The 14,861-nt window shown below is 63.7% G+C and carries 15 protein-coding genes; 7 read left to right on the top strand and 8 right to left on the bottom strand.

Translation table 11 applies throughout. The features are described from left to right. Window positions 1-235 precede the first annotated feature (235 nt). A complete protein-coding gene (locus NY023_RS09020; protein WP_013971739.1) occupies window positions 236-535 on the top strand; it encodes a PilZ domain-containing protein in 300 nt (99 codons plus the stop codon). Window positions 536-674: 139 nt separating this feature from the next. On the opposite strand, the gene NY023_RS09015 is transcribed toward NY023_RS09020, so the two are convergent. Continuing rightward, entirely contained in the window at window positions 675-1,382 is a 708-nt protein-coding gene (locus NY023_RS09015) for a VacJ family lipoprotein (RefSeq protein WP_015269550.1), read from the bottom strand. 199 nt (window positions 1,383-1,581) lie between these two features. Between NY023_RS09015 and NY023_RS09010 the strand changes: the two genes are divergently transcribed. Continuing rightward, complete coding sequence (locus NY023_RS09010) at window positions 1,582-2,145, top strand: hypothetical protein (RefSeq protein WP_013971737.1); 564 nt, start codon at window positions 1,582-1,584, stop codon at window positions 2,143-2,145. 122 nt (window positions 2,146-2,267) lie between these two features. Further along, complete coding sequence (locus tag NY023_RS09005; RefSeq protein WP_004376395.1) at window positions 2,268-2,531, top strand: DUF4404 family protein; 264 nt, start codon at window positions 2,268-2,270, stop codon at window positions 2,529-2,531. 125 nt (window positions 2,532-2,656) lie between these two features. Here the strand turns inward: NY023_RS09005 and queF are convergent, their stop codons facing one another. Beyond that, window positions 2,657-3,487, bottom strand: coding sequence for an NADPH-dependent 7-cyano-7-deazaguanine reductase QueF (queF, locus tag NY023_RS09000; protein WP_013971735.1), 831 nt, complete (start codon window positions 3,485-3,487; stop codon window positions 2,657-2,659). Between the two features lie 207 nt (window positions 3,488-3,694). Between queF and cinR the strand changes: the two genes are divergently transcribed. Both cinR and NY023_RS08990 read left to right on the top strand, forming a co-directional pair. After that, window positions 3,695-4,375: a two-component system response regulator CinR gene (gene cinR / locus NY023_RS08995; protein WP_013971734.1), complete on the top strand. Its 681-nt coding sequence runs from the start codon at window positions 3,695-3,697 to the stop codon at window positions 4,373-4,375. Then, window positions 4,372-5,724: a heavy metal sensor histidine kinase gene (locus NY023_RS08990; RefSeq protein ID WP_044046933.1), complete on the top strand. Its 1,353-nt coding sequence runs from the start codon at window positions 4,372-4,374 to the stop codon at window positions 5,722-5,724. The genes cinR and NY023_RS08990 overlap by 4 nt, the downstream gene beginning before the upstream one ends. Window positions 5,725-5,858: 134 nt before the next feature. Here the strand turns inward: NY023_RS08990 and NY023_RS08985 are convergent, their stop codons facing one another. The 3 genes from NY023_RS08985 to NY023_RS08975 all read right to left on the bottom strand — a co-directional run bounded on the left by NY023_RS08985 (window position 5,859) and on the right by NY023_RS08975 (window position 9,103). Further along, on the bottom strand, window positions 5,859-7,100 hold the full coding sequence (locus tag NY023_RS08985; protein WP_013971731.1) for a lipoprotein-releasing ABC transporter permease subunit: 1,242 nt from the start codon (window positions 7,098-7,100) through the stop codon (window positions 5,859-5,861). A gap of 61 nt (window positions 7,101-7,161) precedes the next feature. After that, a complete protein-coding gene (lolD, locus tag NY023_RS08980; RefSeq protein ID WP_169774647.1) occupies window positions 7,162-7,845 on the bottom strand; it encodes a lipoprotein-releasing ABC transporter ATP-binding protein LolD in 684 nt (227 codons plus the stop codon). A gap of 7 nt (window positions 7,846-7,852) precedes the next feature. Further along, window positions 7,853-9,103, bottom strand: coding sequence for a lipoprotein-releasing ABC transporter permease subunit (locus tag NY023_RS08975; RefSeq protein WP_044046932.1), 1,251 nt, complete (start codon window positions 9,101-9,103; stop codon window positions 7,853-7,855). Between the two features lie 93 nt (window positions 9,104-9,196). Between NY023_RS08975 and NY023_RS08970 the strand changes: the two genes are divergently transcribed. Next, window positions 9,197-9,781 carry a PilZ domain-containing protein gene (locus NY023_RS08970; RefSeq protein WP_013971728.1) on the top strand — a complete coding sequence of 195 codons (585 nt, stop codon included), beginning with the start codon at window positions 9,197-9,199 and terminating at the stop codon, window positions 9,779-9,781. A 31-nt stretch (window positions 9,782-9,812) separates the two neighbouring features. Further along, complete coding sequence (locus tag NY023_RS08965; RefSeq protein ID WP_013971727.1) at window positions 9,813-10,535, top strand: glycerophosphodiester phosphodiesterase; 723 nt, start codon at window positions 9,813-9,815, stop codon at window positions 10,533-10,535. A gap of 42 nt (window positions 10,536-10,577) precedes the next feature. Here the strand turns inward: NY023_RS08965 and sthA are convergent, their stop codons facing one another. From sthA to NY023_RS08950, 3 genes are all read right to left on the bottom strand, one after another. Then, the gene (gene sthA, locus NY023_RS08960; RefSeq protein ID WP_013971726.1) at window positions 10,578-11,972 is read right to left on the bottom strand and encodes a Si-specific NAD(P)(+) transhydrogenase; all 1,395 of its coding nucleotides are present in this window, start codon (window positions 11,970-11,972) and stop codon (window positions 10,578-10,580) included. A gap of 202 nt (window positions 11,973-12,174) precedes the next feature. Beyond that, window positions 12,175-13,173, bottom strand: coding sequence for an FAD:protein FMN transferase (locus tag NY023_RS08955; RefSeq protein ID WP_044046931.1), 999 nt, complete (start codon window positions 13,171-13,173; stop codon window positions 12,175-12,177). A gap of 195 nt (window positions 13,174-13,368) precedes the next feature. Continuing rightward, window positions 13,369-14,832 carry a glyceraldehyde-3-phosphate dehydrogenase gene (locus NY023_RS08950; RefSeq protein WP_031324543.1) on the bottom strand — a complete coding sequence of 488 codons (1,464 nt, stop codon included), beginning with the start codon at window positions 14,830-14,832 and terminating at the stop codon, window positions 13,369-13,371. Window positions 14,833-14,861 lie beyond the last annotated feature (29 nt).

Genomic DNA, 14,861 nt, shown 5'->3' with positions numbered 1-14,861 from the left:
GCAGACGGCCAGCTACGGGAATTCTTTATGGTCACACTCTACTTGAGTTGTAGGACAAGAACACCTGCCCGGCAACTGTCTGGCAACTGCGAGAGCTACCTTGTAAGGCGCAGACGGTACTCCCATCCGGCAGGCGTTTCAAGCATGCAAGGGTCGACCCCGGCGCACTTTACAGGGCAAATCACCGAGAGTTATAAGAAAGTCGACCAGCGCAACCCGACGGGAAGGATGCAGCATGCCCCACACGCCCTCCAGCCACGGCGAGAAACGCGATTTCATCCGCATGCGCATCGACACCGAGGTCAGCCTTCTGCACGAAGGCCAGGTGATCGCGGCAGTGTGCCTTGACCTGTCCAGCGGCGGCATGCAGGTGCAGGCACCGCAGCGCTTCCAGGTGGGGGACCATATCGAGGTACGGATCGAGTCCGAGCATCCGGCGCTGAAAGGGCTGCACGCCAGCACGGAAGTGGTGTGGATTGCCGACCAGCCGGGCGGGCAGCAGAAGTTCGGGTTGCGGATTGTGGCGATGCATTGATGGGCCCCGTGGGAGCGGCCTTGTGTCGCGAAAGGGCCGTGAAGCGGCCCCGGCAATACACGCGTGGATGCTGAGATCTGGGGCTGCTACGCAGCCCTTTCGCGACGCAAGGCCGCTCCCACAAAGAACCCGCGCAGGATCAGAAGTCGTCTTCGACCTCGCCATCCTTGACTTTGAACTCGCGGTTCTGCAGGTAGGCGTTGCGAATGAAGATGTACTTGTCACCCTGGATCAGCTTCTCTGCCGACAGCAGGTCGGCGCGGGTGTCGATGATATCCAGGGCAAAGATCGAATTGCGCGTCGGCACATGGTCGATGTAGCGGTAGGGTTTGGTGTAGGTATCCGGGTACTTGGCCACGCCGTCACGCACGGTGCTCGGGCCCAGCAGCGGGATGACCACGTACGGGCCGCTCGGCACGCCCCAGTAGCCGAGGGTCTGGCCAAAATCCTCGTCGTTGCGCTGCAGGCCCATCTTGGTACCCACGTCGAAGAAGCCGCCCAGGCCGAAGGTGGTGTTGACGATCAGCCGCGCAGTGTCCACGCCCGCCGCATGGGGCTTGAACTGCAGCAGGTCGTTGGCCAGGTTGGTCACGTCGCCCAGGTTGCGGAAGATGTTGTGGATGCCATCTTCGAGGAACTGCGGGGTGACCGCCTGGTAGCCCTTGGCCAATGGCTTGAGGGCATAGGTGTCGAGGGTATCGTTGAAACGGAAGATCGGGCGGTTGACCGCTTCCCAGGGATCTTCCTCGGTGGCTGCCTGGGTGGCTGCCACGGGCGCCAGCAGCATGCTGGCGCAGACACAGGCCTGGGTGACTCGTTCGATCACACTGGCACCGATCCTACGCATAGGTGTTCTCCATCGAATTTCTCGGCCGCAAGCGCAAACGGGTGCGCTGCTGTACGGCGGCAGTATAGAGGCTTGCGGGCTGATAAACAGCTTTACACATCGCTGCTCAATATTTTGTGAACAACTGTTGCGCGGTGCCGGTTGTCACAGGGCGGTAACAATCGCCGAATAGCCTGCGGACTATTTGAGGGAAGTTGCCATGGACAATGCACCCGCCTTCACCGCTGTGCTGTTCGGCTTGCGCGGCTGCCTGGTGCAAGCCGCCAATGGTACCCCCTCGCCCGCCCCCGGCGCGCTGGCCACCCTCGCCAGCCTGCGCCAGCGCCAGGTGCCGTGCATCTGGCTGGACGACCTCGACGCCCCCCAAAGCAAGCGCCTGGCGCACGTGCTGCCCGCCTGGCTACCGGGGCATTCGGTGAACGGCGTGCGCTGGCCGGCGCCGAACGCCTGCTGGCAGGCCCTGATGGCGCTGGACAGCGAACGCCTGGACGGCTGCGTGCTGGTCAGCGGCGACCCACGCCTGCTGCAGTCTGGCCTGAACGCGGGGCTGTGGACGGTTGGGCTGGCTGCCTGCAGCCCGTTCTGCGACCGCAGCTCGCGGCAATGGCAAGCCTTGACCCCGCAGGAGCAGGACCTGGCCCGTGGCAAGGCGACGCTGGAACTGTTCAGCCTGGGCGTGCACTCGGTGATCGACCACCTGGAAGCGCTGGAGACCTGTCTACAGGACATTGCCCAGCGCCGGCGCAAAGGCGAAAAACCCTGATACAGCACCGTTGACGCGGATCATGCAAAGCATCGGCAGGTGGATTACGCTGAAGACAGGCCAGAACCTTTGCCGCTTCGCTGAGGTCCATGGCTTGCCAAGCCATTGATGGAGAACTGCCAATGCCTGCCCGCGAATTGCAAGAGCGCCTGAACAGCTTGCGCGAGCAACTGGATCGCAACGTGCCGCTTTCGGACGAGGAGCTGGCCGCGCTGCACGAAGAAGCGCGCCAGATCGAGGCGCAACTGAAGCTTGAGGAAGCCACGCCAGACAACAACCTGGTGGACGGCGTGAACCTGGCGATCGAACGCTTCGAGGCCGACCACCCCGACCTCACCGCCACCCTGCGCAGCATTGCCAACTCGCTGCACAGCATGGGGATCTGAAAAAGCCGGGGCTGCTTCGCAGCCCATTCGCAGCGCAAGGCTGCTCCTACTGGGGTTATGCGTCTCCCTGTAGGAGCAGCCTTGTGCTGCGAATGGGCCGCAAAGCGGCCCCGGCGCACTTGAACTTACTGCCGAACCAGGCGCATGTTGTCCGGGCTGATCGCCCCCGTGCTGCGGTAAGGGTTGATATCCAGACCACCCCGGCGCACATAGCGGGCATACACCGTCAAATGCTCCGGCTGCAGCAGGTTCTTCAAGTCCAGGTAGATCCGCTCCACACACTGCTCGTGGAAGTCGGCATGCTGGCGGAAGCTGATCAGGTAGGTCAGCAGGCTGGCATGGTCCAGCGCCCTGCCATTGTATTCGACCACCACGCTGCCCCAGTCCGGCTGGCCGGTGACCGGGCAGTTGGACTTCAGCAGGTGGCTGTGCAGGGTTTCTTCCACCTGTTGCTCCGGGTTGCAGTGCAGAAGCTCTGGCTGTGGCTGTTCGTAGTTGCTGATGGCAACGTCCAGCTCATCGATGCACTGCCCCGGCAAGGCCACCACGCCTTGGGCCTCGACCTCGGCCAGGGTGCGCACTTTCACGCCCACCGGCTTGCCGGCGGCGGCGGACAGGTCTTTCTCCAGGCACGCCTGCAGCTCGCCAAGCGAGGCGAACACCGTCTGGTTCAACGAGTTCAGATACAGCTTGAACGACTTGGACTCGATGATGTTCGGCGAGTCGGCGGGGATGGCGAACTCGCCGATCGCCACCACCGGCTTGCCCGACGGCAGCAGCCAGCTCAGCTCGAAGCAGTTCCAGTAATCCACACCCTGCCACGGCAAGGTCTGGGCAGTAACGCCCAGCTCGGCCCACTTGGCGGTACGCGGGATCGGGAACAGCAGCTCCGGGGAATAGGTGGCAATGTATTCGCTGGACTTGCCCAGCGGGGAATGTTCGGCAGCGGGATGCATGGAAACTGACCTGAAGGTTCGAAATTGCCCCTAGTCTACCGGTTTTGCACCCCGCCTTGGAGCGCAAGTCAGCGGGATTACATCTTCGTCAGTTTGGGGCAAGCCGGTGCATCGTCACGTATCATCTCAGCATCACCCAATCCCGGTGTTCGCGGGTAAACCCGCTCCCACAGGGTTTTGTGCCGTTTGCTGGAGTCAATTCACCCAATGAAACTGCTGATCGTCGAAGACCAGGCCCGTACCGGCCAGTACCTGAGCCAGGGTCTGAACGAGGCCGGCTTCGCCACCGAACTGGCCACCGACGGCGAGACCGGCCAGTTCCTCGCCCTGACCGGTGACCACGACCTGCTGATTCTCGACGTGATGCTGCCCGGCCGTGACGGCTGGCAGATCCTCCAGGCCGTGCGCCAGGCCGGCCTGGACACCCCGGTGCTGTTTCTCACCGCCCGCGATGCCGTGGAGGACCGGGTACACGGCCTGGAGCTGGGCGCCGATGATTACCTGGTCAAGCCGTTCGCCTTCTCCGAACTGCTGGCGCGGGTGCGCAGCCTGCTACGCCGGGGCACCAGCCCCAGCCAGGACACCACCCTGGGCCTGGCCGACCTGCGCCTGGACCTGATCCGCCGCCGCGCCGAGCGCGCCGGCCAGCGCATCGACCTGACCGCCAAGGAGTTCGCCCTGCTTGAACTGCTGCTGCGCCGCCAGGGCGAGGTGCTGCCCAAATCGCTGATCGCCTCGCAGGTGTGGGACATGAATTTCGACAGCGACACCAATGTGATCGAAGTGGCGATCCGCCGCCTGCGCCTGAAGATCGACGACCCACACCCCAACAAACTGATCCATACCGTACGCGGCATGGGCTATGTACTCGAAGAGCGCGGGGAGTGATGCGTCGGGTCTCCCTCGGCAGCCGCCTGGCCCTGCTGTTCGCCGCATGCACCGCCGCTGTCTCGCTCGGTGCCGGCCTGATATTCAGCCGGGCCAGCGAGCAGCACTTCGTCGAACTGGACCAGCAACTGCTGGACTCGCGCCTGTCGCTGTTCCGCACCCAGTTGGCCGGCATCTCCACCCCGGCCGAGCTGCAGGCGCGCCTGCCCGCCTTGCGCGATGAACTGGGCCACCAGGCCGACCTGGCCCTGCGCATCAATGGCAGTGACGGCGCCACCTGGTTCGAAAGCCGCACAGGCCTGCCCCGGACACCGCTGCCCGACGGGCTGGCAACCCTGCATGCGCAAGGCACCGACTACCGCAGCCTGGCCGTGCACCTGGCGCAAGGCGCCCCGCAGTCGCCACAACTGACCCTGTACCTCGACATCACTCATCACCAGCATTTCCTGCAGGGCATGCAACGGCTGATCTGGCTGACGGTGGGCCTTTCGGCGCTGGCCACTGCGCTGCTCGGTGCCTGGGCTGCACGCCGCGGGTTGCGCCCATTGCGGCAGATGGGCCAGGTGGCTGCCAGCGTATCGGCGCGCTCGCTCACCACCCGCCTGCCGGTGGCACAGATGCCCGAAGAGCTGGCCGAACTGGCGACGGCCATGAACGCCATGCTGCAGCGCCTGGACGATGCCTTCCAGCGCCTGTCGGCATTCTCTGCCGACATCGCCCACGAACTGCGCACGCCGCTGTCCAACCTGCTGACCCACACCCAGGTCACCCTCACCCGCCCGCGCAGCCTCGAAGAGTACCGCGAAGCTCTGCACGGCAACCTCGAAGAGCTGCAATGGATGGCGCAGATGATCAACGACATGCTGTTCCTGGCCAAGGCCGACCATGGCCTACTGGTGCCGGGGCAAGCACCGCTGGTGCTGCATGAGGAGGTGGATGCGCTGCTGGAGTACTACGCGCCGCTGGCAGAGGACAGCGGCGTGCAGATGCTGCGCGAGGGTGAGGCGCTGCTGCAGGGCGACCGGCATATGCTGCGCCGGGCGCTGTCCAACTTGCTGGACAATGCCTTGCGCTTCACCCCGTCGGGTGGGCAGATAAAGGTGACATTGGGGCCAGGGCCGAGGATTGGCGTGGCCAATACCGGGGCGGCTATCGAGCCGGCGGCGCTACCGCGATTGTTCGACCGCTTCTACCGGGTGGACCCGGCGCGGCGGGAAGGCAGTAGCGAGCATGCCGGGTTGGGGTTGGCGATTACCCGGTCGATCGTGCAGGCCCATGGTGGGCGCATCAGGGCGGAGTGTGCGGACGGGTGGACGCGATTCGTGATCGATTTCACTGAAGACCAGTGACATCGGGGCTGGCACGCCACCCTGTGGGAGCGGGTTTACCCGCGAACACCGGCGAAGCCGGTGCCATGCAACGTGCTGGATTCTTCGCGGGTAAACCCGCTCCCACAGAGCCGCTCAATAACCTGAAGTAGACATTAAACCGCCAGGCCAATCGCCGGCTGCACCTGCGATGCCCGATAAGCCGGGTAAATGGTCGCCAGGAAGCTCATCACCAACCCGGCAGTGCAGATGATCGCCACATCGCCCCACTGCAACTGCGACGGCAAGCTGCTGACGAAGTACACATCCGAAGTAAAGATGTGCTGCCCGCTCACCCGCTCCAGCCAACCGACGATCTGGCTGACGTTGAACGCCGCAACCACCCCAAGCACGCCACCGATCAGTGTCCCGACAATACCGATCAGGCTGCCCTGGACCATGAACGTGCCCATGATCTGCGCCGGCGTGGCGCCCAGGGTGCGCAGGATGGCGATGTCCGGCCCCTTGTCGTTCACCACCATCACCAGGGTGGCGATGATGTTGAACGCTGCCACCGCAATGATCATCAGCAACAGCAGGCCGATCATGGTCTTTTCCATCTTCATGGCGCTGAACAGGCTGCCCTGGGTATGCGACCAGTCATCGGCACGGTAGGCATCACCCAGCCCGGCAGCGATGGCCTTGGACACCTGCGGTGCGGCATACAGGTCGTGCAGCTTCAGGCGCACGCCCTGCACCTGGCCCGGCGCCCAGCGCTGCATGGCGCCAGCATCGGCGACATGGATGTAAGCCTGCGAGCCGTCCAGCTCGGCGCCGACCTTGAAGATACCGACCACGGTCAGGCGCTGCATGCGCGGGGTGATGCCGCCCGGCTCCTTGCTGATTTCCGGCACGATCAGGGTCAGTTTGTCGCCGGTATTCAAGCGGAAGCGCCGCGCAGTCAGCTCACCGATGACCACGCCGAACTCACCCGGCTGCAGGTCCTGCAGCCGGCCCTGGACGATATGCTGGCCGACGATCGAGACCTTGCCCTCTTCGGCCGGGTCGATACCGCCGACCTGGATCGGCTGCATCGCGCCCTTGTACGACAGCATGCCTTCCATTTCGGTAATCGGCGCTGCCGCCATCACCGCCGGGTCGCGCATGGCCGCGTCGGCCACCTTGTGCCAGTCGTCCAGTGGCTGCACGCCGAGGATGGCGGCATGCGGCACCAGGCCGAGGATGCGCGAACTCATTTCGCGCTGGAAACCGTTCATCACCGACAGCACCACGATCATCGCCAGCACGCCCAGCGACAGGCCGATCATCGAGGTCATCGAGATGAACGAGATGAAGTGGTTGCGGCGCTTGGCTCGGGTGTAGCGCGCGCCGATGAAGATGGGCAAGGGTCTGAACATGTACGAAAACACCCAATGAAAACAGGAAAACGGGGCGGCACCGGCCACCCCGTGCAGTCGATCAGATCGCCACCAGGTGGCCGTCGTCGAGCTTCAATACACGGTCCATCTGGCGTGCCAGGTTGAGGTCGTGGGTGACCACCAGGAACGCCGTGCGCGACGCACTGGACAGCTCCTGCATCAACTCCTGGATGCCCTGGGCGGTGTGGTGGTCGAGGTTGCCGGTCGGCTCGTCGAGCATTACCAGGCCGGGGCGGTTGACCAGTGCCCGGGCAATCGCCACCCGCTGGCGCTCACCACCGGACAACTCGGCCGGCTTGTGGTTGAAGCGGTGGGCCAGGCCAACACGCTTGAGCAGCGCCTCGGCACGCTCACGGGCCTCGGGGATGGGCGTGCGGCCGATCAGCAACGGCATGCACACGTTTTCGATGGCCGTGAATTCCGGCAGCAAGTGGTGGAACTGGTAGACAAAGCCCAGCTCGCGGTTGCGCAACAGGCCACGGGCACGCTCGCCCAGTGCCGACAGCTCCTCGCCGGCCAGCCAGACGCTGCCCTGGGTCGGCCGGTCGAGGCCGCCCAGCAGGTTGAGCAAGGTACTCTTGCCCGAGCCGGAGCTACCCACGATGGCTACCCGCTCACCGGCGTGCAGCTCGAGGTTGAGCCCGGACAGCACCTGCACCGACTCCGGGCCCTCGTCGTAGGACTTGCCCAGGTTGCGGCAACTCAGAACGGCTTTATCACTCATGCGCGACTCACTCATAACGTAGCGCCTCTGCAGGCTGGGTGCGGGCCGCACGCCAGGCCGGGTACAGGGTGGCGAAGAAACTCAGGACCAGTGCCGCGCCACAGACCATGTACACGTCCTGGGCCTGGATCTGCGACGGCAGATAATCGATGAAATACACGTCGGCGTTGAGGAACTTGTGCCCGATCAGTTTCTCGATGCCGGCGATCACCGCGCTCACGTTCAGCGCGGCGACGATCCCGACCACGGCGCCGATCAGGGTACCGATCACCCCGATCACCGTGCCCTGGACCATGAAGATGAGCATGATCTGCCCGGGCGTGGCGCCCAGGGTACGCAGGATGGCGATGTCGCCACGCTTGTCGTTGACCACCATCACCAGGGTGGAAATGATGTTGAACGCCGCCACCGCCACGATCAGCAGCAACAGCAGGCCGATCATGGCCTTTTCCATGCGGATTGCCTGGTACAGGTTGCCGTGGGTACGGGTCCAGTCACGGCTGTAGAACTCCTGGTCACCCAGGCGCTGGGCGATGTCCCAGGCCACCCGCGGCGCCTGGAACAGGTCGTCGAACTTCAGGCGCAGGCCCTGGACCTGGTCAGGCTTCCAGCGGTGCAGCCGGGACAGGTCGCTGATGTTGGTCAGGCCCAGGTAGCCGTCGATTTCGCCCGCGCCCACGTGGAAGGTACCGACCACGGTGAAGCGCTTCATGCGCGGGAACATGCCGGCCGGGGTCACGCTGACCTCGGGGGCGACGAAGGTGAGCTTGTCGCCGATGCCCACGCCCAGCTTGGCCGCGGCCTTGTCGCCGATCATGATGCCCCACTCGCCCGGCGCCAGCCGGTCCAGGCGGCCTTGCAGGACGAACTTGTCGATGATCGACACTTCGCGCTCGCGGGCCGGGTCGATGCCGTTGAGCAGCACCTTCTGCACCTTGCCTTCGTGGGTCAGCAGGCCCTGCATCTGGGTGAAGGGCGCAACCGCCACCACCTGCGGATTCTGCTTTACTTGTTGGGCAAGGGCCGGCCAGTCGGCAATGGGCTGGCCGCTCTCCAGCGTGGCATGGGGGATCATGCCCAACACGCGGGTACGCATCTCGTGGTCGAAACCGTTCATGACCGAGAGCACCACGATCATCACCACCACGCCCAGGGCGAGGCCGATCATCGAGGTCAGGGAAATGAACGAGACGAAGTGATTGCGACGTTTGGCACGGGTATAACGCGTGCCGATGAATGCGAAAAGAGGTCTGAACATGTCGGGGCTTGTTCGGATGAAAGGGAACGTCCTTGTGGCGAGGCGCCTACGGCGGCTTTACACTCGGACCACCGCCGCTACCTTGGGTTCGCCATGACGACATTAGACGAAGAAGATCGCCGCGAATACTACCGCATCGAAGATCGGATCGCACTTCAAATCAGCCCCCTCAGCGCGGCCGAAGCCCTTGACCCAGATGTGTTGCAAGATGATTCGCCTCTGTTCAACCTGCTCAGCGAGCTGCACCTGTCCGACTTCGAGTCGCAGCACCTGCTGCGCCAGCTGAGCGAGAAGGACCGCACCCTCGCCGCTTTCCTGCGCGCGCAGAACAAACGCCTCGACCTGCTTAGCGCAGTAGTTGCCCAGACCCTGCTCGGCGAAGTTGGCCAGCCCCAGCCGGTTGTCATTTCCGAAGGCGGCATCGAGTTCGCACAAGCCACAGCGGTTGCCCCCGGCACCCGGGTGAAGGTGAAGATGGTGCTGATGCCGCGCGCCCACGGCCTGCTGCTGCGCGGCAAGGTCACCCATTGCGACCCGCGCCCGGAGGGCGGCTTCGAGGTCGGCACCGAATTCACCGACATGACCGACGCCCAACGGCAATTGCTGGCCCGCTACATCCTGCAACGCCAGCAGCAGCAACGGCGCCAGCAGCTGGAACAGAACGACCCCGCCTCCTGAGCCCATTTTTCTCTGATTTGAAGGAACGAACGTGACCCTGATCTACGGCCACCGCGGCGCCAAGGGCGAAGCGCCCGAGAATACCCTGAAGAGCTTCCAGCAATGCCTCGCCCATGGCGTGACCCGCTGCGAGCTGGACTTGCACCTGTCGGCCGACAACGAGCTGATGGTGATCCACGACCCGACCCTCAAGCGCACCACCGGCAAACGCGGCAAGGTGGTCGAGCACCCGGCCGCAGACCTGGTCAAGATAGATGCCCGCAAAGGCGGCCCGGGCCATGTCCAGCCCTGCCCGATTCCGAGGCTGGAAGAACTGTTCCAGAAGTGCCCGTTCGAGCATTGGCAGCTGGAAGTGAAAAGCGCCTCGCGTACCCGCGCCGCGACCACCGTGCTGGCGATCCGCGAACTGGCCCAGCAGTACGGCCTGCTGGACAAGGTGACCATTACCTCCAGCTCACGCGAAGTGCTGGGTGCCGCCCTGGAGCTGGTGCCGGACGTCAAACGCGGGCTGGTAGCCGAATACGCCTGGCTCGACCCATTGAAGGTGGCACAGAACTACGGCTGCAACCTGCTGGCATTGAACTGGACGCTGTGCACCCCCGAGCGCCTGCTGAAAGCCCAGGCCCAGGGTTTGCACGTGTCGGTGTGGACGGTCAACGAACCGGCACTGATGCGCCGGCTCGCTGACTTCGGTGTGGACAGCCTGATTACAGACTTTCCCGGTTTGGCCAGGACCACCCTCGGGCAGGGTTGAAATCGGTCTCTCCGACCGGCTCAGGCCACCGGTCGGAGCCGCTCAAAAAAGCCGGTTCAGGCCATCGTAGGCAGCTACCCGATAGGCTTCGGCCATGGTCGGGTAGTTGAACGTGGTGTTGACGAAATACTTCAGGTTGTTCAGCTCGCCCGGCTGGTTCATCACGGCCTGGCCGATATGGACGATTTCCGAAGCCTGGTAGCCGAAGCAGTGTACGCCCAGCACCTCCAGTGTTTCGCGGTGGAACAGGATCTTCAGCATGCCTTGCGGCTCGCCGGCGATCTGTGCACGAGCCATGCTCTTGAAGAAGGCTTTGCCCACTTCGTACGGCACCTTGGCCTGGGTCAGTTCCTGCTCGTTCTTGCCGATCGAGCTGATCTCCGGAATGGTATAGATACCGGTCGGCACATCATTGACGAAGCGCCAGCTGCCATTGTCCACGATGCTGCCAGCTGCCGAACGGCCCTGGTCATGGGCAGCACTGGCCAGGCTTGGCCAGCCGATCACGTCGCCGGCACCGTAGATGTTCGGCACGCTGGTGCGGTAGGCCTCGTCGACCTCGATCTGGCCGCGGCTGTTGACCTTGATGCCGATGTTTTCCAGGCCCAGCTTGTCAGTGTTGCCGGTACGGCCGTTGCACCACAGCAAGGCGTCGGCCTTGATCTTCTTGCCCGACTTCAGGTGCAGGATCACCCCGTTGTCCAGGCCTTCGACGCGCTCATACTCTTCGTTGTGGCGCACGGTGATGTTGTTGTTGCTGAAGTGGTAGCTCAGCGCCTGGGAAATTTCCGAGTCGAGGAAGCTCAGCAACTGGCCACGGTTGTCTACCAGCTCTACCAATACACCCAGGCCGCTGAAGATCGAGGCGTATTCGCAACCGATCACGCCGGCTCCGTACACGATCAATTTGCGTGGGGTGTGGCTGAGGCTGAGGATGGTGTCGCTGTCGTAGACGCGCGGGTGGTGGAAGTCGATATCGGCCGGGCGGTACGGGCGCGAGCCGGTGGCGATGATGATGTGCTTGGCGTTGAGCTTTTCCACCACACCGTTCGGGCAGACCACTTCGACGGTCTGCTCGTCGGCGAAGCTGCCGGTGCCGAAGAACACATCCACGCGGTTACGTGCGTAGTAGCCGGTGCGCGACGCTACCTGCTTGGCGATGACCTTTTCGGCGCTTTTCAGCACGTCGGGGAACGAGAACCAGCGCGGCTCACCGATGGCACGGAACATCGGGTTGGTGTTGAACTGCATGATCTGCCGCACCGAGTGACGCAGTGCCTTGGACGGGATGGTGCCCAGGTGGGTGCAGTTGCCCCCGACCTGGCGACGGCTATCGACCATCGCCACCTTGCGCCCTGCTTTGGCGGCGTTCATTGCCGCACCTTCCCCGGCCGGGCCGGAACCCAGCACCACTACGTCGTAGTTGTAGACAGCCATGCGTACTCCTTCAGAACTGGCCCGCAAGCCACGGTCGCTCGCGGGGCGCGATCATGCCGCCGGGGCGTCATGAGAAAATTCGGGTGCAGTCTAATCAAGCGTGAACGCCGCGCACATTAACCCTTGGTCGCGTCGTAGGCCAATTTTGCCCGCACTACATATGTGAACCATTCCCTGGCGGCGATCATCCCTGCTTGTGCTTTCACTCGCCTTTCACTGCCCGTTCGAATGCGGGCGTAGCTCGGGAGACGAAGCCACCCTCGGCCCGAGTCACCAATACCGCGGCAAGGCCATGCGCCACGGCAAAATCCCAGCCACGTTCCGGGCCCAGGATCAACAGCAGCGTCGAATAGCCGTCGGCCTGCAGCGCCGAGGCATCGAGCACGGTGACCGCGGCCAGGTCGTGCTGCACCGGGCGCCCGAGGCGGGCATCGAAGGTGTGCGAATAGCGCCGGCCATTCTCCTCGAAATAGTGCCGATAGTCACCCGAGGTCGATACCGAAAGGCCATTGACCGGGATGATCTGGCGGGCTATCTGGCGATCTTCGCGGGGTAGCTCCAGGGCGATGCGCCAGGGGCTGCCATCCGGTTTGCGGCCGGCGGCCTTGAGCTCGCCGGTGGCTTCGGCGACAAAGTTGGCCACGCCCATGGCCTGCAGGCGCGCGGCGATCAGGTCGACGGCATGGCCGGCGGCGATGCTGTTGAAGTCGAGCTGCACCGGGGCGTCCTTGCACAGGGCCTGGCCGTCGATGTTCAAGTGCCGGTAGCCCACGCGCTGGCGCACCTGGGCCAGGGCCAGCGGGTCGGGCACCTGTTCGTGACGGGCCTGGGGGCCGAAGCCCCACAGGTCGAGCAAGGGTTCGACGGTAAGGTCGAAGGCGCCGCCGCTCTGCTCGGCCAGGTGCTGACCAAGGCTGACCAGTTCGAGCATGTCGGCCGGCAGCACCAGGCACTGGTTGGCGGGCAACTGGTTGAAACGGCTGATGGTGGAGTCGCCGCGGTAGGTCGAGTAGTGCTGATCGATGTCGTGCAGGATGGTTTCAACTGCCGCCTGCACCTGAACCGGCGCCGGGCCGCCGGGTTCGCGCACGTACTGGATGCTGTAGCTGCTGCCCATGGTCGGGCCGCCCAGGCGCTCCAGGGTGGGGCCCTGGTTGCAGGCGGTGAGCAGCATGAGGATGAACAGCAAGGCTGTGCGCAAGGTTCGGACTCTCGGTTGCCTGTGCCGGCTTCTTCGCGGGTAAACCCGCTCCCACAGGTATACCACTGCCCTCACGGACGACGCGGCCCTGTGGGAGCGGGTTTACCCGCGAAGAAGCCGGCACAGGCAACACAAATTCTGGATAAAAAAAAGGGAACCCGAAGGTTCCCGTTTTTTCATTGCCTTACAAGCGTATCAGTGCGGAAACGCTGGCGGGTTCACACCGGCCATCTCTTCCATCACACGAACCACCTGGCAGCTGTAACCGAATTCGTTGTCGTACCAGACATACAGAACAACGCGGTTGTCATTGCAGATGGTCGCTTCGGCGTCAACCACACCGGCGTGGCGCGAACCGACGAAGTCGGTCGAAACCACTTCCTGCGAGCTGACGTAATCGATCTGCTTGTGCAGTTCCGAGTGCATGGCGGTCTGGCGCAGGTACTCGTTGATCTCGTCGCGGCTGGTGGCCTTCTCGAGGTTCAGGTTGAGGATGGCCATCGAAACGTTCGGCGTCGGTACGCGAATGGCGTTGCCGGTCAGCTTGCCCTTCAGCACTGGCAGTGCCTTGGCGGCAGCAGTGGCGGCGCCGGTTTCGGTGATGACCATGTTCAGCGGCGCGGCGCGGCCGCGGCGGCTGCCCTTGTGGAAGTTGTCGATCAGGTTCTGGTCGTTGGTGAACGAGTGAACGGTTTCGACGTGGCCGTTGACGATGCCGTACTGGTCGTTGATGGCCTTGAGCACCGGCACGATGGCGTTGGTGGTGCAGGAAGCGGCCGAGATGATCTTGTCATCGGCAGCGATGTCACCGTGGTTGATGCCGTGCACGATGTTCTTCAGCGCGCCCTTGCCAGGTGCGGTGAGGATCACGCGGGCAGCGCCCGGGCAGGCCAGGTGCTGGCCCAGGCCGTCGGCATCACGCCATACGCCGGTGTTGTCGACGATCAGCGCGTTTTCGATGCCGTACTGGGTGTAGTCGACTTCGCTCGGGCTCTTGGCGTAGATAACCTGGATCAGGTTGCCGTTGGCGGTGATGGTGTTGTTGGCTTCGTCGATGGTGATGGTGCCATCGAACGGGCCGTGCACCGAGTCACGGCGCAGCAGGCTGGCACGCTTGACCAGGTCGTTCTCGGCGCCCTTGCGCACGACGATGGCGCGCAGGCGCAGGCCGTCGCCGCCACCGGTCTTCTCGATCAGGATGCGCGCCAGCAGGCGGCCGATGCGGCCGAAGCCGTACAGGACAACGTCGGTGCCTTTGCGCGCCGAAGCGTTCTGCTGGCCAACCACTTCTGCCAGTTCTTCACGGACGAACTGCTCGGCAGTGCGGCCATTGCCTTCCTGCTTGAACTTGTTGGCCAGCTTGCCCAGGTCGACCGAAGCGGCGCCCAGTTTCAGCTCGCTCATGGCCTTGAGCAGGGGGAATGTCTCGTGGACGGACAGTTCGGTTTCGTCGGCTTGACGATGACGCGCAAAGCGGTGCGCCTTGAGGATCGAGATAACCGAACGGTTGATCAGGCTACGGCCATAAATCGAGCTCACCACGTTGTTGTTGCGGTAGAGCTGACCGATAAGCGGGATCATCGCTTCAGCCAGGGCTTCACGATCGATCCACTCACCAAGACACTGGTCGGGCTTCTGAGTCACGGGAACCTTCCACATGTAGGGACAGAAAAAAGGGGCTACATTAT

This window comes from Pseudomonas sp. NBB (genome assembly GCF_032701105.1).
Lineage (GTDB): Bacteria > Pseudomonadota > Gammaproteobacteria > Pseudomonadales > Pseudomonadaceae > Aquipseudomonas > Aquipseudomonas asiatica.
Note: the sequence above shows the minus strand (reverse complement) of the source record. Positions and strands in the feature narration are given on the sequence as shown.